The following is a 21,498-nucleotide window of genomic DNA, read 5'->3' on the forward strand; positions in this document are numbered from 1 at the left end:
TCTTTCAGCTCAAAAAACCAACCCATCCGTGTCGAAAATTTGCTCCTTCACCGTTCCGCTGTGATACTATATGGGATTGTGACAATCGTACAAAAAAAACTAAACTCAATTCATGGCTCTTACACAACAGCGCAAACAAGAAATCATGGGCGACTTTCAAACCCATGAAACAGATACAGGCTCAGCAGATGTCCAAATCGCCATGTTGAGCGATCGCATCAGCAAACTCAGCGCCCACCTGAAAATCAACCAAAAAGACTTCGCCTCCCGGCGCGGTTTGATGATGATGATCAGCCGCCGCAAGCGCTTGCTGGCCTACCTGCAAAAGGAAAATGTCGATCGTTACAAAGCATTAATTGCCCGTTTAGGCATTCGCGGCTAAACAGCACAGCGAAAATTTGCGACAATATTCAAGAATCTTGGACAAACGCCAGCAGGATTTACGCACTGATAACAAATCCGTTTCAAACCGTTGATTAACCATCAGAGTTGCGTAAACCCTCGCCAAGATTTCTTTGATAATTGTTCGAGATTTCAGGTTAAACAAAAAATATGTCCTCCGAACCACCCACCCAGCGCTTACCCTTTGAACCGGCCTCAAATCGGAAAAAAACCGCTAAAAAGCCTCCAGAAGCCGAAGCAAATCCAGTCACAGAAGAACCAAAATCAGACAAAAAGCCCAAAGCCACCAAAAAAACTGGCCCCCAGGCGCAATCCATCCCAGAAGCAGTCAGCAAACGCATGATTTCCCGCATTGCGGTATTCTGCGGCGCCCCCACACTCCTGGGAATTTCCACATTTTTTGTGAGTTATTTGATAGTCAGCAAAGGCTGGTTTGACTTGCCCAACACAGCAGTATTATTGGTAAGCATGGGCTGTTTTGGTCTAGGCGTACTGGGATTAAGCTACGGAGTCCTCTCGGCTTCCTGGGATGAAGAAGCTTCAGGAAGCACTCTCGGGTGGGAAGAATTTAATACTAATTTTGGACGGATGCGAGAAGCGTGGCGCGATGCGAAATCTAAAAGTTAGTCAGTAGTTATAGAAAACATTCGGTAAGCGGAAAACTCAGAGGCTTCAGCCCTGAGATGCAAGCGACACGGGCGGTTTTAACCGCCGTGAATCTTTCTTGATTCTTAATATTTAAAATTAGAGAAAGACGCTAAGATATAAACAAGGAGGTGAGCAAGATTGTTGACAAATTACGCTTATAAGTTGCGTCCCAATCAAACGCAAGCATTAAAAATGTCGAACTGGGTAGATATGCTGCGAAGCCTGTATAATTGGTGCTTGAATGACAGAATCTGTCAGTACAATCAGCAGTTTATCCAAGGCGATTACTGTGACATTAGAACGAAAGGCGAAGCTTCACCATTGACCTGCTTCGTAAGTAAAAGTGGCGCAACTGGAAATCCCTGGAAAAACTCTAAGATTGACAAAGAAGGTAAAGCTAGAAATCCTCGCCGAAGTGCTGGTGATATTCAAATAACAGCATTACCTGAGTTAAAAATAGCTAGACCTTGGTATTCCCAACTAGATTCAACCGTTTTACAACAAAATGTCAAACGCTTAGATATTGCCTACAAAAACTTCTTTGAAGGTAGAGGATTTCCGAAATTCAAAAATCGGAGTAACTTTACTTCTTTTACCTTCGCAATGGGAGTGAAAATCAAGGGCAATAAAATTTACCTACCAAAACTGGGCTGAATGAGGTTTTACAACTCTCGCTCAATCCCAAGTGGTTTTACTATCAAGGCTTGCACAGTTAGAAAACGCCAGAATGGCTGGTATGTTTCTATTAGAATAGAGGATAAATCTGTACCTGAATACAGCCCCAAAGCTCTCGGCAACAATCCCAAAGTAATCGGTTGCGACTTGGGACTAACTAAACTGGTTCACCTTTCTGATGGCTACCAAATTGAGAACCCTAGATTTTCAACCAACAAAAAAGCTAAACGCACTCTGAAAATTAGACAGAGACGAGTTAACCGCAAAACAAAAGGCAGTAAAAACCGCAAAAAAGCAGTCATCAGAGTTAGCAGATTCCATCAAAAGATTGGTGATAAACGCCAAGCGCACCAATGGAAAACTGCGAATTTAATAGTATTTCGTAATATTGATGTAATCGCCTTAGAAGATTTGAACATCTCTGGGATGATGCGTCGATGTAAGGTAAAAACTGATGAGGAAACCGGGAGGTTTCTCAAGAATGGGCAATCCAGAAAAAAAGGATTGAATCGCGCTATCTCTGATGCAGGCTGGGGCGACTTAGGATTAAAGATTGAGTATCTAGCTGCAAAGCAAGGAAAAATCGTAATCAAAGTTAATCCTAAGCACTCTAGCCAAGAATGCAGAAGTTGTGGACACATCGACAAATCAAATAGAGATGGCGAAAAGTTCATCTGTGTTGAATGTGGCTATCACGAACACGCCGACATTGGCGCTGCCAAAACTATCAGAGATCGAGCATCGAAAATGGTACGCGGGGACTCCGCGAAACCTGGTGTTGAACACCTAAACGCCCAAAAGATATCAGCACGCACTTGCGTGCAAACGTGCTGAGTTTGGGAACCCTAGCAGTAGGGATATTAAGAATGAAATTTCTTAAGAATCTCAGTCGCTTCAGCGCTGAGAGTGTCAATAGTCATGAATCAATAGCTTTCTTCGTCGGAAGAGGACACGGCAATGCCGTGTCCTGATATTACTTAGACACTACTAATAGTAGTCAGGTGCCCACTTCACACCCTACCAATAGAGTTTATACGTGATTTCTAGTTAAATTGACACCAATTCTACGTAAAATTCCCTACAAAATACTATTTAAGTTTTGTGAACAATTGGTTTTTTGCATAAAACTACTTAGTTGAGCTTGATATAAGTAGAGTAGTTCTCAATAATTTTTGCAGTTGATATCCTGACAATTTTTGCGAAGTTGGGGAAGCGATTAATGGGATTGGAAGGAGCCGGGGCAGCCAGTTATTTTTCGGCATTTGGCGAATGTTTGTCGGTTCCCGAATTTGTATTTGTTTTCCGTTCCCGCCGTCCGCCAGGGAATCCGGTTAACGCCATGCTTAGCTTCGGATATCAAATCCTGTGGAATCATTTACTGTGTTTGATTGAACTCCAAGGACTCGATCCTTATCAAGCTTGTTTGCATCAAACTTCCGAACGTCATGCTGCTTTAGCTTCTGATTTGATAGAAGAGTTTCGTGCTCCGATTATCGATTCTTTGGTGCTGTGGCTGATTAATTCAAAAGTCATGGATGCCACCCTCGACTTTGTTTACCGCAATAGCGGCTGTTTCTTGAACGATTCCGGCAGAGCAAAATTTCTCCATGCTTTTTTACGGCGTATGGAAGAAGAAATTCAGACTGATTCGGGCGAAAAACAGCCGCGCTGGGATTTGTTTGTGCAGCAAGTTAAGGCTTACAAGCAGTTTGTTTACAATCCACAAGTGCTGTACAAGCCTTATCGAATTTATTAGATTTCAAGACTAACAACGTATTTCTGTCATTGCGAGGAACGAAGCAATCGCCAGGTTTTGCGATTGCTGAGTGACCCTCGCAATGACATGATGGCGTTTATTTATTGCGTAATTCCTGACTTTTGGTCAAGCGGAAATTAATCATGCACTTGTACGTTGTTGTCTATGATATTCCTTGTGACAAGCGTCGCAAGAAAGTTTTTAACTTGCTTTCCGGTTACGGTACTTGGGTGCAATATTCGGTTTTTGAGTGTGCCCTATCTCAGCGTCAATTTGAGGAGTTGCGCGCTCGCCTGCGGGGACGGGTTAATTTGGATGAAGATAATATCCGTTTTTATGTTTTGTCAACGCGGGCGATCGGGCAGGTGGAAACTTGGGGTTCTGGCCCGCCGGTGACTCAACCGCCGACTTCGGTCATTGTTTAAAGTATTTTTTTTAACACTTGACAGCCAGAGAAATCTACGTTACTATGGCTCTATTGCTAGATTATAATTGTAATCCACACAAGCCCATACAAACTTGCCGTGTTAATTACTACCCAAATCTACAGCACCAGTACCTAGAAAATTGAATAGATTAAAGTAGTGTTTTAGCGCTTCAATCATTTAGCTATCCGACCGCCTCGCTAAATGGCTGAAACACCGATTATCTCGTATAGGCGGCCGTTCACTTGTCCCGTAAGGGTTTCAGCGATTTTTGAGAGCTGATTTTCGGCTCTAAGTGAGCTGAGCATCAGAGGTGGTCGGAAACGGCTTCTAGAGCCTTTACTGGGCACGGCTTTCAAAACGAGGGGTCGCAATTCACTTTTCCCCGCAAGGGGATTGAAACCAATTCACTTTTCCCCGCAAGGGGATTGAAACATTAAGCTAGTGTCTTAATTGATTGCAATAATTGTTAGGTCGCAATTCACTTTTCCCCGCAAGGGGATTGAAACTCGAATGCAAGAAATGACTGGTCAATAATTTCTTGTTGTCGCAATTCACTTTTCCCCGCAAGGGGATTGAAACTTCTTGGTTGCGGTTGTGTGTCTTTTTAATGCTTGACCAACGTCGCAATTCACTTTTCCCCGCAAGGGGATTGAAACAATACTTATTATTACCAACAGCAGCTAATATATTACCTTGTGCATCAGGTCGCAATTCACTTTTCCCCGCAAGGGGATTGAAACTAGACTTCTGATGATACTTCTTTGATTGAGAATGTAGTGCTGTCGCAATTCACTTTTCCCCGCAAGGGGATTGAAACCTTCCTTGGTCATTATGACGGGATAGTTATTACTCTTAAATGTCGCAATTCACTTTTCCCCAACAATTCTTCGTTTATTTGTTTCTCAGTCGCAATTCACTTTTCCCCGCAAGGGGATTGAAACCTCTTGAACTCTCACTAGAATTACTTGCGGAACGTCTAAAGAGAAGTCGCAATTCACTTTTCCCCGCAAGGGGATTGAAACTTATCCATTCCGTTTTATTGTTTGGATTGTAGATACTTTCGATGTCGCAATTCACTTTTCCCCGCAAGGGGATTGAAACTCGTAGTTATTTTCCGAACCACTTCTTTTTTTGTTTCGTCGCAATTCACTTTTCCCCGCAAGGGGATTGAAACAAGAACGCATCAGAGAGTTGATCTTGAATTGACTTATCTAAGTCGCAATTCACTTTTCCCCGCAAGGGGATTGAAACTTCCTTCCTTCAAACCTTTTCTTAACTTTTAGTTTATCGTCGCAATTCACTTTTCCCCGCAAGGGGATTGAAACTGTAGAAAAAACAAATTAGAGCTGACAAGTAGGGTTTCGTAGTCGCAATTCACTTTTCCCCGCAAGGGGATTGAAACTGTAAGGAATATTAGTAAATTAAAAAATTCTATAGTGTCGCAATTCACTTTTCCCCGCAAGGGGATTGAAACCTTAGATTTTGGTGATCTTTAATCACGCTAAGAATTATTTGTCGCAATTCACTTTTCCCCGCAAGGGGATTGAAACGGCTAGTTTCTCCTTGAATGGAACGTAAGGTAGTTATGTCGCAATTCACTTTTCCCCGCAAGGGGATTGAAACTGTTCGGATGCGACACGGAAGTGATTGGGCTGGACATCGAGGTCGCAATTCACTTTTCCCCGCAAGGGGATTGAAACTGCATTCCTTCTAGCTTTTGACCTCTTATCTTATATCCTATCGAGTCGCAATTCACTTTTCCCCGCAAGGGGATTGAAACCTGCTTTTAATGGGTTTCGAGCTTTCCAATCTTCTAGTCGCAATTCACTTTTCCCCGCAAGGGGATTGAAACAGAAAGTTCTTTGAACAGGTCTGTGATGGAATCTTGTCGCAATTCACTTTTCCCCGCAAGGGGATTGAAACATCATCAAGAAAAGCTTACCTTCAGTTGCTTTACGCGGTCGCAATTCACTTTTCCCCGCAAGGGGATTGAAACTTAATTCGTTATTTCTCTCTGCTAATTGACTCTGGTATTTATGTCGCAATTCACTTTTCCCCGCAAGGGGATTGAAACTTCGGATATAACGAGTATCTTTAGGAGGATGCCAAGTCGCAATTCACTTTTCCCCGCAAGGGGATTGAAACTTGAAACAAGAAGTTTCTTGCTCCCAACTACCAGAAGAAAACCTATTCAAGTCGCAATTCACTTTTCCCCGCTGAATCTCTCGCGCTGAGTCCGAGAAACCGGGTTTCTATGGCAATTGACGCATCTTCACGAGATTTTACGCAGAAACCCGGTTTCTGAGTCCCTGCGCTGAGTCCGAGAAACCGGGTTTCTATGGCAATTGACGTATTTTCACGAGATTTTACGCAGAAACCCGGTTTCTGAGTCTCTCGCGCTGAGTCCGAGAAACCGGGTTTCTATGGCAATTGACGCATCTTCACGAGATTTTACGCAGAAACCCGGTTTCTGAGTCTCTCGCGCTGAGTCCAAAAAAGTCCTTACGACAAACCAGTCGATCGCCCTTATATCTATATTTTCGGATTCCATCCGTGTCATAATGCGTGTCTTAGCGCAACACAACAGAAAAATATGATTATTGTAATGAAAGCCGGCACTCCAGCAGCCGAGATCGATCGCCTAGACGAAGAACTCCGCACTAGCTGGGGTTTGACACCAGAAAAAATCGTCGGGCGTTACAAAACCGTCATGGGTTTAGTCGGCGACACCGTTGAGCTCGAACCGATGCAACTGCGGGAAATGAGCACCTGGATTGAGGAAGTGCTGCGGGTGGAAAAACCCTACAAACGCGCTTCTCTGGAATACCGCCAAGGTGAACCCAGCGCCGTAGAAGTTGCTACTCCTTTGGGAACTGTGACGATTGGCTTAAATCACCCGATCGCAGTTGTAGCAGGCCCTTGCTCGGTCGAAAACGAAGAAATGATTGTCGAAACGGCAATGCGCGTCAAAGCTGCTGGCGCTCAATTTCTGCGTGGTGGAGCCTACAAACCGAGAACTTCCCCCTACGCTTTCCAAGGCCACGGCGAGAGTGCTTTGGGATTGCTAGCTGCGGCGCGGGAAGCTAGCGGTTTGGGAATTATTACCGAAGTTATGGATGCGGCCGACTTAAGTGCGATCGTAGAAGTAGCTGACGTGGTACAAGTCGGCGCGAGAAATATGCAGAATTTCTCGCTGTTGAAGAAAGTCGGAGCTCAAGACAAACCAATTTTGCTGAAGCGCGGCATTTCCGCCACCATTGAAGAATGGTTGATGGCTGCCGAGTATATCATGGCTGCTGGCAATCCGAACGTGATTTTGTGCGAGCGCGGAATTCGCGGCTATGACAGGCAGTATACGCGGAATACGCTGGATTTGTCGGCGGTTCCTGTGCTGCGAACCTTGACTCACTTACCTGTTATGGTTGACCCCAGTCACGGCACCGGTTGGGCGCAGTTTGTACCTTCGATGGCCTTTGCGTCGATCGCCTCGGGTACAGATTCGCTGATGATAGAAGTGCACCCGAATCCCAAAAAAGCCTTGTCTGACGGGCCGCAATCGTTAACACCGGATCAGTTCGACAAGTTGATGGAAGAATTGGCGGTGATTGGTAAAGTCATGAAACGTTGGCCGCAACCTGTGCCAGTTTTGGCGTAGAAAGATCAATCAGTAGGTCATCAAAAACCGTAGTATCTACAAGGTACTATGGTTTTTTGCATTTACGCTCTACTCAGTGAGTTATATCGTGTGGGATCAATTACCCGCAGTAAGATTAGTTCGTAGTGCGGACTTCAGTCCGCTTTCATGGAGCGGACTTCAGTCCGCAGTTTGCTGTTTTTGTTTGTGATTTTACTGCTAAAATTAATGTTGATGTTGTCTGTTTGTAATCTTCTACTATAGCCTTTCTCAAATAAGTCAGGTATGCTCTATACCCCCTATGTCCTATGCCCTATGCCCATGCCTGACGATCACCGCACTGTTACTGAGAAAGGCAATATCACGCCAGGTAAATTTAATATGTTTCTCATCAACTTTTTCATGTTTTATTCCTGCAAAACTTGGTCGTGAACTCTTTATTAAAAATTTAGCACAATAAATACGGAAGAACCCTGTTTTTTAACAGCACGAGCGATTAAAGGTGCTTTCTTTTCTAATCCTTCTAAATTAAGTTCATTTTCTCGATACATCCGATACCACTCCTGACGTTGTTCAATCACCCATTCACTATTCTGAAGCTGTAACTTTTTGAGAGTAAATTCTGCTCGATCGCGATCGCCAGCAGGAACCGCATCAGTCAAAACCAACTGACAAGAAGGTAGGATAATCTCAAACCAATTATCTTCTACTTCAAACGGATCGAGAATTTGTCGATCGTAAGTTCCTTTGCAGCTATTTACCCGTTGCAAAGCATAGCGATAGTTTTTCCATTCATAAATCAAATGGCGGTTTTCTGGTTTACTTTTACTCAAATAATGATCCACAGTACCCATCCGACTCGGTATGTGCATCACCGAATAACCACAAAGATTGTGGAACTCTTTAGCTAATTGAGGTTTGAAGCTAGACCAAAAATCTTTTGGTTCTTTACCGGGATTTTTATCTAACCAATGATTCCCTGCTTTTCGCACCTGTTCCTCAAAATTCGTTGGTTCCGGTGGCGGAGTAAATCGCATCATCTTTACTCTACCTCGGTGCTGACAATCCATCGAGGCCAGAAGCGATCGTGTTCTGGTAAAACTCGCAGGAGTTCCTGATGAATTTGCTCTTTAGTTCTCAGGTATTCAGGAAAAGTTTCCATGCTGTCTCCTCGCATGAAGGTATATGCTGCATCAATCGCTATTTCTGCTTCGCGAGAACGCGCTTGTTTTAATCCAAAAATATCGGAAGTTAGCCACCCCACAGCATCCCCATGTTTTGTCCAAGGAACTTGATTAAGAGTTACATCTTTACCATGTAACTCAAACAAAAATAACTTATCTTGTTCCTCATCAAATTCAGGCTCGATTGAGGCAAGTACAAGAGGAGAATGAGTGGTCGCTATTAACTGAACTTGCATTTCATTTTTAAGACTTTTAACTACTTCTAATATCGCAGGAAGAATCGATCGTTGCCAAGCTGGATGTAAGTGAGCTTCAACCTCGTCTATTAAAAAGACTATTTGATCGATAGGTTCTTTCTGTCGTAACTTAGCTGCTTCGATATGTTCATGCCACGTCCACATTAGTATGTAAGCAAGTCCTAAAATTCGTTTTATTCCTGCTGATGCATAGATAATAGGCACATTTCCATAAGGAAAATTTAGCGTAGGAATATCACGGGTATCTTCTATAGAAACCCGTGTGGGCTTCCCAGGTTCCATCAATTCATCTTCATGAGAAGAAAGTTTTCTAATCATAGAAGAGAATATTTCAAATGTAGACTCTTCTCGCTGTCGTTGCCAATTGACCCAATCGTGAATTAAACCATTACATAGAACTTTATTATCGGTTCTTAAGCCATTCCAAAGATGATCGGAAGTAAAGTTATAGATACTGGACTGTTGACGAACCGGGTCAAAAACTGAAAATCCACCATCAACACGGACATAAATAATCAAGCTTCTTAACAAGGGAGGTACTCGCAGATTCAGCCATTTCTCATTTGAAAAACTAAAAAGGCTACGATATTCCTCAGAATCTCTCTCATGGCTCAACACAGAAGTAATTTCTGGTGTTTTCCCTTCTACCTGTTGAGGCCAAGCAGGTCGATCAACCCAGTTTCCGGTTAGTCCCCACCAAGCAATATCTAGCAAAAAAGTTTTACCAAGACCATTGTCTCCAGTAAACAAATTGATTCTTTCGCCGAATTCAACATCGAATTCTGGAGCTGTTCCCACCCATTTTAGGTGAAGTTCTTTCAGCATCTTATGGTGAATAGATCCATCAAATTCTAAGTAGTATTCAGAATCAGATAATTGATACAGACGGATATAGTCTCTACCATAGGCTTGAAGTGTCTGGCTTGTAACAGGTTCAAATTGTTTCAGGACACCACTTTTTTCTAGCTTGCCTTTAATCCAACGTCCTAAAATTTTTAAATCATCTTTGGATCTAAAGTTTTTGTGATTTGCTCCTTGAGTTTGGCAATCAAATGTTAAACCATCATCTGTATGAGCGAGAAAATTACCTTTTGGATAGATAGGATCGCTTATTGTTTTTGAATCCACAATAAGTTCAACTTCGTACCAATCTCTTGGGATAACTTTACCAGATTTATTCGCGCGCCCTTTGCCAAAAAAAGTATTGAGATTTGATTGCTGCTGTTTATCAACTCTTGATAATGATATGTCCACATAGGGTGTTTCTGGAGTTATGGTAGGTATGGACATTAAGTCACCTCACTTGACTAAACATTAATCGTAAATTGTAATTGCTGTTGAGAAGCCTCTGATTCTGCGTGTTCTAATCGTTCTTTAATTGACATTAATTGCAATTTTTTATTTAAATTGTATAAATCGATTTTCTGATAATCCTCTTGAAATAAGGGAATCAGTGATTCCACAACTTCAACTATGCCATCGGGCGGAACTGCATTGCCAATTTGTCTTCTTACTTCAGTAATAGAACCTTCAAAAACAAAATCATCGGGAAAACTTTGCAACCTGGCTCTTTCCCTATTTGTCAATGAACGGGGTTCGGGATAATGATATCCCCAAGTACCGCCACCACCACCAGCAATAATTGTAGCACAGGGTTTATCTGGATGAATTCGCCGATAAACGTGGCTGATCATGCCTTTCACATAGTATGGACTATCTTTGGGAATATCAGTAAAATTCCCTCCCGGTTTGATGCGACTCAAAATTTCAATGGTTCGTGGCTGAATTTTCTGATGTTCTTGATTATATTTGACTTTTTCGACATTTTTGAGTGCTTGGCCGGCAGTTCGATAAGGATAATTGCGATTTTCACCGTATTTTGGCTGAGGATGTACAAAGTTAAATCCTGTATCCATGCGAATGCCAACTAATAATACTCTTTGGCGAAATTGGGGGACTCCGTAATCCGCAAAATTGTATAGTTTTGGTTTGACCAAGTAGCCGGGAGCGATACTTTCAAAGTCGGAAATTATTTGTTTGATTGCTTGATAATTATTGGCGCTTAATAAGCCTTTGACATTTTCTGCTACAAAAGCTTTTGGCTGTTTTTTATTAACAAAATCTAGAAAGTATGTGTATAAATTGCCTCTGGTTCCTTCCAGTCCTGGACGTTTCCAAATCATGGAAAAGTCTTGACAAGGAAATCCTCCTATACATATGTCTGCATCTGGAACTTGGGTAATGTCTATATTTTCTATGCTGTCGTTGACGATGACATTGGCGATATTTCTGCTGAATGTTTTGCAGGCGTATTTGTTGGAGTCGATCGCCCAAACCACCTCAAATCCGGCTTTGTGGAATGGCAAATCCATGCCGCCACAACCTGAAAACAATGATATCAGTTGCGGTTTGGTTTTCCAGGCGATCGGCTTGAGACGTTCGATTAACATATTAGTTCGCAGTAGGACAAGGGCTGGCTGAATGCCGGCACCACAAGATAGTAATTATACCAAAATATAGTCGAATTCGACTATATTTTGATAATTTCATTCTTCATCGTCTAACTCGATCCCAGCTTGACGCAATTTTTCTGCTAGTCTTTGGGCGCGGACACTTTCGCGATCGGCCCGCTGACGTTCTTGTTCTGCTCGTTCCTCCGACCACAACAATAACTCGCCTGCTGCATTCCACCACCTCAGCCAACAGCCTGTTCTCCCTTCGTGGGTTCCTTCCCAAATACCTAAAAATAGGTCTAATCCGGGTATCCAATAACGCCCGTTTTCATCTGTTTTTTGTAAGTTATAGTGCTCTGATTCCAAAGCATAAACTTCTAAACGAGCTGTTTTTGCTCGGAATATGACGTATCTCGGTACTTTGATTACTTGCTCATAAAAAAACCATTTTCCCACCCGTGAGGTAAATTCTACAGAGTATTCTTCTCCGTAGGTTTCTGAGAGAAATTCCATCACGATTTGAGGAATTGTCCCTTCTGTATGCGGCGTGTAACTGCGGCGAACTTGCGAGACATTTTTGGGATTTACGGGTTTGATGTACATCCAGTCGGGCGCTTTGCAAATAGTTCGCTGTTCGTCGGTGGCTGCTTCTGGGAAACTTATGCCGGCACAAAGGGCAAAGTTGGAAACTATTAAGGCATCCTGGATTAATTCGGGAAATTCTGTTAGTGGCTGGCGTAAAGCTGCGGCTAACAATGGTTGGCTTTCATCTTCCACGGGGTCATCTGGTAGTTGGAAATCTTCTGGTAGTAGCGGCCAGGTGATTGTGAGCGTAGTAAGGACTTTAGTCCTTATCTTCAGAGATTGAGGACTAAAGTCCTTACTACGAACCTTAAGAGTTTACTTTTCGATTCGATCGCCCTACACAGCTTTTATCTTCTGTTTGAGCTCATCTGTCATGGCTAGCAGTTCAGATTGCCCGATCGCACTTTGTTCGCCACTCGCCAACCACTTCAATTGTACAGTCTCGCTTTCAGCTTCCGCATCCCCCAAAACCAAACACGCAACTGCACCACTTCTGTCAGCTCTTTTAAACTGTTTCCCGAAAGCACTGCCGCTCAAATCTATCTCTACACTAAAGCCAGCACTCCGCAATTTTTGAGCCAACAATATTGATTGCTGTTCGGCTTTATCGCCCCGGGATACCAAATAGAAATCCAACTGCGGAACGGGCAAAGGTTGCAACTTTTGCAGCAGGAGAAACAACCGTTCCATACCCATAGCCCAACCGACTGCCGCCGTATCCGGGCCGCCCAATTCCTTGACTAAACCGTCGTAGCGGCCGCCCCCGCAAACTGTGGCTTGCGCTCCCAAATCCTCGGAGATAATTTCAAAAGCGGTGTAGGTATAGTAATCTAAACCGCGCACTAATCTTGGATTTAACTGATAGCTAATTCCTAAACTTGTGAGCATTTGCTGCACTTGCTCGAAGTGATCTCGCGATTCCTCACCCAAATATTCCAAAATGCTCGGCGCACCAGCAACAATTTCTTGAGTGCGCTGATTTTTGCTGTCCAAAATCCGCAGCGGATTGCGAGTCAAGCGATCTTGGGAATCCGCATCTAATTCGTCTTTGTACGGTGTAAAATAATCAATCAACGCTTGCCGATAATTTTGTCTGTCTTGCTTATTTCCGACAGAATTGATATCGAGGCGCAAATTTTTTAAGCCGATCGCTTGCAGGATATCACAGGCGATCGCAATTACCTCGACATCTGCACGGGGATCTGCACTCCCCAATACTTCCACGCCAATTTGAGTGAACTGTCGCTGTCTGCCTGCTTGGGTGCGTTCGTAGCGAAACATCGGCCCAGTATACCACAGACGCTGCACGTCACCAGCCGCGTACAAACTGTTTTCAATAAAAGCTCGCACTACTCCGGCGGTGCCTTCTGGGCGCAAAGTAGTCGATCGATCGCCCTTATCTTTAAAAGTGTACATTTCTTTGCCCACAACATCGGTAGCTTCGCCGATGCCGCGTTCAAATAAAGATGTTTGTTCAAAAATTGGCGTCCGAATTTCTCGATAAGCCGCTTTTTTTAAGATATTTCTAGCGACTTCTTCTATATTTTGCCAATATTGAATTTCAGCGGGCAAAATATCCCGCGTTCCCGGTAAAGTTTTAATTGTACTCATGAATGTTAGTCAGTTGTCAGTTGTCAGTTGTCAGTTGTTGGTTGTTGGTTGTTGGTTGTTATTTGTTATTTGTTACTCGTCATTTTTGAGCTCGTGATTTTTATTTGTGACTTCGTATTTATTGCTGTTTGGCTTGAATGACAAACAACCAATAACAAATAACCAATAACAAATAACTAATAACTATTGACTTAATAATTCCCAAGCTCCGTAGCGATCGCCATAATAAGCCAAAATGCGATCGACCCGCTCGCGGCAGGCCAAATCGAACCCATCAGGATACTGTATCCACAAACCCCCAACTTGGCTGTCGCTGTAATCAAACCGCTGCGACTGCTGCGGAATCAAACCGGTTTCCACCCCTTCAACTTGACGCAAATGGGCTGCCACTTCGCGATACACCGCCAGCGGCAATCCCGGGCATTGAATTTGATAGCGGAGTTGTTTTTCTTGTGCCGTTTGCATCATTTCTTTGCCTGTCCCCAACCATAACCCCTATTTAAGATACTTCTTTATCGATCGGCCCCGGTAGAGGGCAGCAGTTAATATTCTCCATACATACCTTCCCCCACTGCAAAGCCCAGCGCACCAGCGAAACTCGATTGTCAGCGGGCGTCTTGTTCAAGATATTGCTAATGTGGTTGTCAACAGTACGCTTGCTAATCTCTAACTTCTCAGCAATTTTCTCATTGGTCAATCCCGCCGCTACTAACTCTACCACTTGCAATTCTCTGTCCGACAGGGTGACAGGGGTGCCAGAGACGCTCCCGTTCATAAATTTTTCCTATGTGTGCATATTTACCTATATACAATTCTAGAGGATGAGGGATCTAGTATGAAGAGAAAATTAAATTGGCTCTGGCACGGATCACCAACTCGCTTGCAGAATCGCAGCAAGATGTGTAAACCCAGCCTTGCACGTGGGGTAGCGGATGCTAGATTTACCTGCGCGCACTGGAAATCCGCGCCCAAAAAACCGCAGATGTTGGCACGTCAAACTACTGATACGCCCGCGCTGTACTTGTGCGTTGAGCGGGTAACTGCCACTATCAGTAAGTCTGATATTATAGGAGCAGCTATTACAAAATAGCTGGCAATTTTCCCTACTGGGAATCTAGGTAGAGATAATTATTGACCAGTCTGGTGCTAGTCTAAAATCTAAAATCTAAAATCTAAAATCTAAAATCAATATGACTTATCCTCGCGTTTTGTGTCTGGGTGAAATTTTATTTGATTGTTTAGCAGACAAACCAGGAGTATCTCTAGAAGAGGTAGAATCTTGGACGGCATATGCTGGCGGTGCTCCTGCTAATGTTGCCTGTGCTTTAGCTAAATTGGGGACGGCGGTGGGATTTATCGGTGCTGTAGGTGGGGATGAATTGGGGGAGTCTCTGGTGCAGGTATTGCAAGAATCAGGGGTTGATATCGCTGGAGTGCAACGCCATCCGACTGCGCCGACGCGGCAAGTTTATGTCTTGCGGAATGAAGCGGGCGATCGATCTTTTGCCGGTTTTGGTAAAATGGATACTGCGGATTTTGCCGACACCCGCTTCCAGGCTGCCCAAATACCCGAGGCGCTGTTTGAAAATGCGGAGTTTTTAGTGCTCGGCACTTTAGAATTAGCTTACCCTGAAAGTCGAGAGGCGATCGCCAGAGCGATCGAACTAGCAGAACGTTACGACGTTAAAATTATACTTGACATCAATTGGCGTCCGGTGTTTTGGCCAAATCCAGACGAAGCAAAAGCACCCATCATACAACTATTAAAAAAAGTAGATTTTCTTAAGTTATCTGACGACGAAGCCGAATGGTTGTTTGGAACTAGCGACGCTGGAGCTATTACCTACCGTCTCGATTCTGTCGAAGGCGTTTTGGTGACGGCGGGCGATAAAGGTTGCGGCTATTGTCTCTCGCAAAATGAAGGAAAAATCCCCGCTTTTGCAGTAGATGTTGAGGATACAACAGGTGCCGGCGACGGGTTTGTTGCTGGTTTTGTGCGGCAGTTGTGCAAGTATGGAATTAAGAATTTAGCAGATCCAGAAATTGCCCAAAACATTGTAACCTATGCCAGTGCCGTGGGTGCGATGACAGCGATGAAGCATGGGGCAATTGCAGCGCAACCAACTGCGGCTGAAGTAGAAGCTTTCTTGTATTTGTACAACAAAAATTAGCACACCAAACCTCTATAGGTTCGTAGTGAGGACTTTAGTCCTCCGAAAGAAGGACTAAAGTCCTCACTACGAACCTGTTTTATTTTGAGATTAACCGCACATCAAATAATTTATAATTTGGCGGACAATTACCTCTAACGGCTGCGAAGCATCTATAATAATTGCATTTTCAGGTTCTTCGAGAGTAGCGAACTGACTTGACAGCAAGTCTGCTTTCATGTAGTGATTTTCGCGAGTTTTTAACCGGGCTGCGAATAGCTCAAAATCACCTTTGAGATAAACTATTTTCATTCGCTGCTTGTCTCGAAACAGCATTTCGCGGTAAGATGCTTTGAGGCCAGAACAAGCTAACACGACATTTTTATTTTCCAACAGCCACCTGTCTATTGTACCTTGCAAGTGCAACAGCCAAGGCAGGCGATCGGCATCTTCTAAAGGAATGCCCCGACTCATTTTTTCTATGTTTCCTGGCGGGTGAAAATCGTCGGCATCGCTAAAATCCCAATTGAGAGATTCCGCTAGCAACTTGCCAACAGTAGTTTTCCCCGAACCGGAGACTCCCATCACCATAATAATCATCGCGCCCCTTTACCGAATACTTAGGATTCGATCGAGTTGTGCGATCGACAAACCGAGTTTCTCAAGTTTTCCGATCGCTCCTGCACCAGAAAAACTTCAAGAAACCCAGTCTATTTCTAATTCTAGATCAAATTTCTTCCATAGTCGGTCTAATGAAATTATAAGCCAAAACACCGATAATTCCACCAATCACCGGGAATACAATAAACGCCCACAACTGTTGGATTGCCCATGTTCCTTGAAAGAGTGCCACACCAATACTTCTAGCCGGGTTGACGGAAGTATTGGTGATGGGAATTCCGACTAAGTGAATCAACACCAACATCAAGCCGATCGGAATTCCGCCCAAACCGACAGGATATTTGGGATGGGTAGTACCCATGATGGTAAATAATAGAAAAGCCGTCAGTACAATTTCCGTCAAAGCTGCTGCCAAAAGTCCGTAACCCGTGGGAGAATGTTCTCCAAAACCGTTAGACGCAAATCCCGAAGCCGCCGCATCAAAACCAGGTTTTCCTGATGCTATCAGATACAAAACAAGACCGCCTAAAATTCCGCCGACAATCTGACCTCCTATATAATAAGGAAGCAAAACAGCATCGATCAGTTTAGCAACTACTAAGCCGATGCTTACCGCTGGATTGATGTGGCATCCAGAGATAGGCCCGATCGTATAAGCCATGACTAAGAGGGACAAGCCAAAGGCGATCGACACTCCCAAAAAGCCGATTTTGTCTCCAGCTAAAACTGCACTGCCGCATCCACCTAATACCAGCACAAAAGTGCCTAAAGCTTCAGCAACTCCAATTTTTATCTTTTTGTTCATGCTCACACTCTCTAAAGTTTTAGGGTTAATTATGCACCCTGACTAACCTGCAAGTCTAAAAGTTAGAGTTACAAATTGTTTCCACCAGCGCAATCATACTAATAGAAACCTTTAGCAATGTCTAACTCTAATTTCTAGAAATTGTATAGATTTAACTGAGATTGCGGAATTTGAAATCAATAAAGTCTGCTCAAATTTACTACCTTATGCAAAGAATGTCAACACTTAGCTGATTTTTTGTATCAATTGTGCGATTTAATTGTCAACACTTAGATTTTTTGTATAAATTGTGCATCTAGTAGTTATTCAATTCAGAATAATTTACTTGGGTTATTGCCTAAGTTTGCGATCGCGATTTTACTGATTGTTGCTGTGCAAGCCGATCGCACTTACAGCTAAAACATCCGCGCCAACAGGCTTAAATTCATCCCGTAGGGTATACCACAAGCACCTTCTGGGGTTGTGGCACACCACACACAAACTACTTTCTAACGCAGGAATTCGCGCGGATCTGTGACGTGTCCAGTCAGCGCCGAAGCCGCCGCCGTGTAAGGCGAAGCTAGATAAACTTGTGCTTCTTTGTTCCCCATCCGGCCGGGGAAGTTGCGGTTAGTTGTAGACACGCAAATTTCCGGTTCGTTCATCCGCCCGAAAGTATCTTTTGGCCCGCCCAAACAAGCGGCGCAAGAAGGTGCGGCTGGTTCGATGCAGCCGGCTGCTAAGAAGATTTCCGAAAGCGTTTGACCGTCGTATTTGGTGACAAATAAATCTTCGTAAACTTTCTGAGTTGCCGGTACTAAATACGTCGGAACTTTGACTTGATTTCCTTTGAGAATGCGGGCGGCACTCAAAAAGTCGGAGGTTTTGCCGCCCGTGCAGGAACCGATGTAAACTCGATCGATCTTGACATCGCTGCAATTGCGGGCCAAGTCGCGGTTGTCGGGGGAGTGCGGTTTGGCGACGACTGGTTCTAATTTGCTGACATCGTAGGTGCGATCGCTATAAAACTGAGCGCCCTCATCGCTGTAAAATGCCTCAAACGGCACATTAGTGCGAGGATTAACGTAATCAAACGTGGTTTTGTCCGCAGCCACCGTGCCATTTTTGCCACCAGCTTCAATCACCATATTGCACAGCGTCATCCGTTCTTCCATCGTCAAACGTTCCACTGTATCGCCCGCAAATTCCATCGATCGATAGTTAGCACCGGCAACGCTGATATCGCCTATAATTTGTAAAATCAAATCTTTTGCTAACAAATAATCTGGCAATTCGCCGTTGAGCACAAACCGCATCGTCGCCGGCACTTTAATCAGCAATTTGCCGGTTCCCATGATAAAAGCCGCGTCGGTATTGCCGATACCGGTGGCAAATTGTCCGAAAGCACCGGCATTGCAAGTGTGGGAATCTGTACCGAAAAGCACTTCGCCCGGGCGCGTGTGGCCTTCTTGGGCGAGGGCGATGTGGCAAACTCCTTTATAATCGGGGTTAGCTTTGAAGTTCGATCGATCCGTGATGTCGTAAAAGTATTTTATCCCTTGTTCTGCGGCAAAATCGCGGAGAATATCGACGTTGCGGTTAGCGCGTTCATCGTTAGTGAAAATGTAGTGGTCGGGAATTAAGACGATTTTGTCGGGATTCCAGACTTTAGCATTATCGCCGAATTCCTTTTTGAATACGCCAATGGTGCCCGGCCCGCAGACATCGTGGGTCATCAATACGTCTGTTTCTACCCAGATGTTGTCTCCGGGCTCGACTTTGGTGCGGCCCGATGCTTTGGCCAAGATTTTTTCGGTGATGGTCATTCCCATAGTGCGATCGCTCTTTTTCGTGAGATGCTACAAGTGTATTGTAAGCGAAACATTCCCTGTTACCGAGGATACTGACGCAGGAAGATGTCTCGGATGTACTTCCAACTTGAGAGAAGCGTCCAGTTCGATCGCAGTTTTCTATTGCATCTAATACAAATTGTAGGGCGAGCAATCCCCACCTTACGAAATTATGCGTAATGTTATGTGTTGTTAAATAATTCGAGTTAATTATTAAAAGGTAAATTATATTGGACATCGACCTAATTTAAATATTCAGTTTGGGTACGACCAAAACTTTGTAATATTTTGCGTACAGGTCGCCAGGAGAAATTACGATGAATTGCGAAAAAGTTCAACATTTCAAAGTGTAGCATAGCGCCGATCGCCTGCCGGAATTCATACCGATCGCCAAAACCACCCGATCGCCCAAAACATCCGCTGCGGGAATTGCGATCGGCACTCTGCTCATCCTGTTAGCACCGCCAGTTCAAGCTGCTAATCTAACATTCGTCTCTGATTGCCAATCATTATTGCTCTTTAGACGTGTAGATTAAAGAGGGCCGGGGCCCAACTACGTACCTATACAACAAATCTGATTGCTAATCATTATTGCTCTTTAGACGTATAGATAAAGGAGGCTCAAGCCCAACTACGTACCTATACAACAAATCTCATTACCAAGGATTGCCAATCATTCTAAAAGCCGCCCAATAGTAGGGATGAGAAAAATTCCGAGTCCCTGTCTTTGTCATTTCCGGAGGTAGCTGCACATTACCCACAGAAGTCCGCAATATTCCCCCTTCAATCCGCACCTGTTGGCGCAACATTTCTAATTGCGCTTGCCGCAAGGCCTCAGCCTTCATCGGAGCAGTTTTCAACTGGCCGTAAAAGTCCGCCATCAATCCCAAACTGCCCTCGTCGCTGACATACCAGAGAGTCGCTAGAGCCGATTTAACCCCTGCTTGCACGGCTAACCCGCCAAAGCCCAACTCGGATTCTCGATCGCCCACAGCAGTCCTGCAAGCACTTAAAACCAACATATCCACCTGTGGACTGCCCCATCCCATGTCCCGCAACTGATTCAAACGCAATTTAGTATCCCACAACTGAATAAAGGATTCGCTGGGGTTTCCCGATCGAAATTCGGCGTGAGTAGCCAAGTGAATTCTCCCAAAAGGGTACTGCTGGCGCTGCGATTTCAAATTTGCCAGAGTGAAAGCTTGGTTCAAGAAAGACTTACCGGGCGACTCCTGCGGGATAATTGTCGAAACTTCTATTTCCACCGCAGGTAAAGGACTCATATTGGGAAATTGTGATGCCCCCATTGCCAGAACTTGCGTATTTGGCAACTTAGTGGTGCTGGTATCTGTCAAACTCAGACTCGGCATTGAGCCGACGCTGTAACGCTCTATCAGAAAGCCTTTCCCGTCATGTAGCGCCGCCATCGGTATCGATCGCAACCCCATATCCGCAATAAAAGATAAATTCTGAATACCTTTGGCTTGTAACTCTGCCTCGATCGGCGCTATCATCCACTGGTAAAGCTGCTGAGCGAAGGGTAAATAAGTTTTAGTATTGCGCTTTACCGGATTAGTCAGTTCGTTGCGAAATTTCCGAATAGTTTCCATTACCTCGGCGCGAGAGGTTCCAGCGATCCGCACGCGAAAGGGCGCGCTATCGGGGGCGATTACCATTACTTCGAGTTCGTCAGAGCTTTTAATTTGCTGTTCTACGCGCAACAGCGGCGAACTGTTGTAAGGTCGATCGAATGTAGAACCATTGGGTACAAAGCTCATATATACGAGAGCTGGTTTCATACCTGTCCCTTCTGCGACGCTGCGAAGAATTTTTTGAGACTCTTCCAGGGTGATGCGTTTATTGGTTGGTGGCAAATTCAGGTAATCGACAAAGTCCCTGGTAAATCTGTTTTCTACCGGAAAAATAATGGCGCTGGGGTTAACTGGCAAGTTGGAAACGTCAATAATATTCGGGGACGCGCGACGTGAATTAGGCTGTTGCAATGAACTAGATATCTGGTTTTGCTGTTGCAAGCTGGCAGAAAATAAAGGATTTGTGCTGGGAAGCCCGTTGCTGGAGGGCGCCGGAGCGAGTTCCGGTGTCGGTATCGGTGCGAGATTGATTGGTGCGGGAGCAGGAAGAATTTGATTAATTGTTGGTGCGAGCGACAAATTCGAGTTCGATGCTGGATTTTGATTAATTGGTGCGATCGGCAAATTCGAGTTCGGTGCTGGATTTTGAGTAATTGGTGCGATCGGCAAATTCGAGTTCGGTGCTGGATTTTGAGTAATTGGTGCGATCGGCAAATTTGAGTTTGGCGCTGGATTTTGATTAATTGGTGCGATCGGCAAATTCGAGTTTGGCGCTGGATTTTGATTAATTGGTGCGAGCGACAAATTCGAGTTCGGCGCTGGATTTTGATTAATTGGTGCGAGCGACAAATTCGAGTTCGGCGCTGGA

General features: G+C 44.3%; 19 protein-coding genes and 2 CRISPR repeat arrays. Of the genes, 8 read left to right on the forward strand and 11 right to left on the reverse strand.

All coding sequences use genetic code 11. From position 1 onward, the window contains the following. Positions 1-112: 112 nt before the first annotated feature. From rpsO to aroF, 7 genes are all read left to right on the forward strand, one after another. The gene (gene rpsO, locus JGK20_RS18455) at positions 113-382 is read left to right on the forward strand and encodes a 30S ribosomal protein S15 (RefSeq protein WP_293134126.1); all 270 of its coding nucleotides are present in this window, start codon (positions 113-115) and stop codon (positions 380-382) included. 170 nt (positions 383-552) lie between these two features. Further along, the gene (locus JGK20_RS18460) at positions 553-1,029 is read left to right on the forward strand and encodes a PAM68 family protein (protein WP_293225627.1); all 477 of its coding nucleotides are present in this window, start codon (positions 553-555) and stop codon (positions 1,027-1,029) included. A gap of 159 nt (positions 1,030-1,188) precedes the next feature. Beyond that, the gene (locus JGK20_RS18465; protein ID WP_293185594.1) at positions 1,189-1,704 is read left to right on the forward strand and encodes a helix-turn-helix domain-containing protein; all 516 of its coding nucleotides are present in this window, start codon (positions 1,189-1,191) and stop codon (positions 1,702-1,704) included. After that, positions 1,705-2,559, forward strand: a complete 855-nt coding sequence (locus JGK20_RS18470; RefSeq protein ID WP_293185593.1) for a transposase — start codon at positions 1,705-1,707, stop codon at positions 2,557-2,559. A 385-nt stretch (positions 2,560-2,944) separates the two neighbouring features. Next, positions 2,945-3,481 (forward strand): CRISPR-associated endonuclease Cas1, encoded by a 537-nt coding sequence (gene cas1, locus JGK20_RS18475; RefSeq protein ID WP_293231678.1) that lies wholly within the window; start codon positions 2,945-2,947, stop codon positions 3,479-3,481. A gap of 143 nt (positions 3,482-3,624) precedes the next feature. Next, on the forward strand, positions 3,625-3,906 hold the full coding sequence (gene cas2, locus JGK20_RS18480; RefSeq protein WP_293185592.1) for a CRISPR-associated endonuclease Cas2: 282 nt from the start codon (positions 3,625-3,627) through the stop codon (positions 3,904-3,906). Between the two features lie 367 nt (positions 3,907-4,273). After that, positions 4,274-4,803: direct repeats of the CRISPR family, unit length 36 nt; unit sequence GTCGCAATTCACTTTTCCCCGCAAGGGGATTGAAAC. Between the two features lie 11 nt (positions 4,804-4,814). Next, a CRISPR array of direct repeats spans positions 4,815-6,140; the repeat unit is 36 nt; unit sequence GTCGCAATTCACTTTTCCCCGCAAGGGGATTGAAAC. A 362-nt stretch (positions 6,141-6,502) separates the two neighbouring features. Beyond that, positions 6,503-7,564: a 3-deoxy-7-phosphoheptulonate synthase gene (gene aroF, locus JGK20_RS18485; RefSeq protein ID WP_293174394.1), complete on the forward strand. Its 1,062-nt coding sequence runs from the start codon at positions 6,503-6,505 to the stop codon at positions 7,562-7,564. A 419-nt stretch (positions 7,565-7,983) separates the two neighbouring features. On the opposite strand, the gene JGK20_RS18490 is transcribed toward aroF, so the two are convergent. From JGK20_RS18490 to JGK20_RS18520, 7 genes are all read right to left on the reverse strand, one after another. Further along, complete coding sequence (locus JGK20_RS18490; RefSeq protein ID WP_293208286.1) at positions 7,984-8,583, reverse strand: hypothetical protein; 600 nt, start codon at positions 8,581-8,583, stop codon at positions 7,984-7,986. A gap of 2 nt (positions 8,584-8,585) precedes the next feature. Further along, positions 8,586-10,274 (reverse strand): AAA family ATPase, encoded by a 1,689-nt coding sequence (locus JGK20_RS18495; RefSeq protein ID WP_293208288.1) that lies wholly within the window; start codon positions 10,272-10,274, stop codon positions 8,586-8,588. A 17-nt stretch (positions 10,275-10,291) separates the two neighbouring features. After that, entirely contained in the window at positions 10,292-11,434 is a 1,143-nt protein-coding gene (locus tag JGK20_RS18500) for a DNA cytosine methyltransferase (RefSeq protein WP_293208290.1), read from the reverse strand. 96 nt (positions 11,435-11,530) lie between these two features. Further along, positions 11,531-12,214 carry a Uma2 family endonuclease gene (locus tag JGK20_RS18505; protein ID WP_293231680.1) on the reverse strand — a complete coding sequence of 228 codons (684 nt, stop codon included), beginning with the start codon at positions 12,212-12,214 and terminating at the stop codon, positions 11,531-11,533. 144 nt (positions 12,215-12,358) lie between these two features. Then, entirely contained in the window at positions 12,359-13,633 is a 1,275-nt protein-coding gene (hisS, locus tag JGK20_RS18510) for a histidine--tRNA ligase (protein WP_293231682.1), read from the reverse strand. A 183-nt stretch (positions 13,634-13,816) separates the two neighbouring features. Next, positions 13,817-14,098 carry a hypothetical protein gene (locus JGK20_RS18515; protein ID WP_293174972.1) on the reverse strand — a complete coding sequence of 94 codons (282 nt, stop codon included), beginning with the start codon at positions 14,096-14,098 and terminating at the stop codon, positions 13,817-13,819. Between the two features lie 34 nt (positions 14,099-14,132). Further along, entirely contained in the window at positions 14,133-14,408 is a 276-nt protein-coding gene (locus JGK20_RS18520; protein ID WP_293149481.1) for a helix-turn-helix transcriptional regulator, read from the reverse strand. Positions 14,409-14,823: 415 nt separating this feature from the next. On the opposite strand from JGK20_RS18520, the gene JGK20_RS18525 reads away from it, so the two are divergent. Next, complete coding sequence (locus tag JGK20_RS18525; protein ID WP_293231684.1) at positions 14,824-15,804, forward strand: carbohydrate kinase; 981 nt, start codon at positions 14,824-14,826, stop codon at positions 15,802-15,804. Between the two features lie 90 nt (positions 15,805-15,894). Here JGK20_RS18525 and JGK20_RS18530 read toward each other — a convergent pair whose 3' ends face one another. From JGK20_RS18530 to JGK20_RS18545, 4 genes are all read right to left on the reverse strand, one after another. Beyond that, the gene (locus JGK20_RS18530; protein ID WP_293195627.1) at positions 15,895-16,383 is read right to left on the reverse strand and encodes a gluconokinase; all 489 of its coding nucleotides are present in this window, start codon (positions 16,381-16,383) and stop codon (positions 15,895-15,897) included. Positions 16,384-16,510: 127 nt separating this feature from the next. Beyond that, positions 16,511-17,209, reverse strand: a complete 699-nt coding sequence (aqpZ, locus tag JGK20_RS18535; protein WP_293195630.1) for an aquaporin Z — start codon at positions 17,207-17,209, stop codon at positions 16,511-16,513. 488 nt (positions 17,210-17,697) lie between these two features. Then, complete coding sequence (locus tag JGK20_RS18540; protein ID WP_293203568.1) at positions 17,698-19,020, reverse strand: 3-isopropylmalate dehydratase large subunit; 1,323 nt, start codon at positions 19,018-19,020, stop codon at positions 17,698-17,700. Positions 19,021-19,694: 674 nt separating this feature from the next. Next, positions 19,695-21,498 (reverse strand): CHAT domain-containing protein (locus JGK20_RS18545; RefSeq protein ID WP_293231686.1); only part of this gene is annotated, 1,804 nt, incomplete at its 5' end.

It is taken from the genome of Microcoleus sp. PH2017_05_CCC_O_A (assembly GCF_020738785.1).
Lineage (GTDB): Bacteria > Cyanobacteriota > Cyanobacteriia > Cyanobacteriales > Microcoleaceae > Microcoleus.

Bases quoted from the DNA above. Each gene is read 5' to 3' on its own strand.
- JGK20_RS18515 (WP_293174972.1), bottom strand. From the start codon at position 14,098: ATGCAAACGGCACAAGAAAAACAACTCCGCTATCAAATTCAATGCCCG.
- JGK20_RS18495 (WP_293208288.1), bottom strand. From the start codon at position 10,274: ATGTCCATACCTACCATAACTCCAGAAACACCCTATGTGGACATATCA.
- JGK20_RS18460 (WP_293225627.1), top strand. From the start codon at position 553: ATGTCCTCCGAACCACCCACCCAGCGCTTACCCTTTGAACCGGCCTCA.
- JGK20_RS18500 (WP_293208290.1), bottom strand. From the start codon at position 11,434: ATGTTAATCGAACGTCTCAAGCCGATCGCCTGGAAAACCAAACCGCAA.
- JGK20_RS18530 (WP_293195627.1), bottom strand. From the start codon at position 16,383: ATGATTATTATGGTGATGGGAGTCTCCGGTTCGGGGAAAACTACTGTT.
- hisS (WP_293231682.1), bottom strand. From the start codon at position 13,633: ATGAGTACAATTAAAACTTTACCGGGAACGCGGGATATTTTGCCCGCT.
- JGK20_RS18470 (WP_293185593.1), top strand. From the start codon at position 1,705: ATGAGGTTTTACAACTCTCGCTCAATCCCAAGTGGTTTTACTATCAAG.
- aqpZ (WP_293195630.1), bottom strand. From the start codon at position 17,209: ATGAACAAAAAGATAAAAATTGGAGTTGCTGAAGCTTTAGGCACTTTT.
- cas2 (WP_293185592.1), top strand. From the start codon at position 3,625: ATGCACTTGTACGTTGTTGTCTATGATATTCCTTGTGACAAGCGTCGC.
- cas1 (WP_293231678.1), top strand. From the start codon at position 2,945: ATGGGATTGGAAGGAGCCGGGGCAGCCAGTTATTTTTCGGCATTTGGC.
- JGK20_RS18490 (WP_293208286.1), bottom strand. From the start codon at position 8,583: ATGATGCGATTTACTCCGCCACCGGAACCAACGAATTTTGAGGAACAG.
- aroF (WP_293174394.1), top strand. From the start codon at position 6,503: ATGATTATTGTAATGAAAGCCGGCACTCCAGCAGCCGAGATCGATCGC.
- JGK20_RS18525 (WP_293231684.1), top strand. From the start codon at position 14,824: ATGACTTATCCTCGCGTTTTGTGTCTGGGTGAAATTTTATTTGATTGT.
- rpsO (WP_293134126.1), top strand. From the start codon at position 113: ATGGCTCTTACACAACAGCGCAAACAAGAAATCATGGGCGACTTTCAA.
- JGK20_RS18520 (WP_293149481.1), bottom strand. From the start codon at position 14,408: ATGAACGGGAGCGTCTCTGGCACCCCTGTCACCCTGTCGGACAGAGAA.
- JGK20_RS18540 (WP_293203568.1), bottom strand. From the start codon at position 19,020: ATGGGAATGACCATCACCGAAAAAATCTTGGCCAAAGCATCGGGCCGC.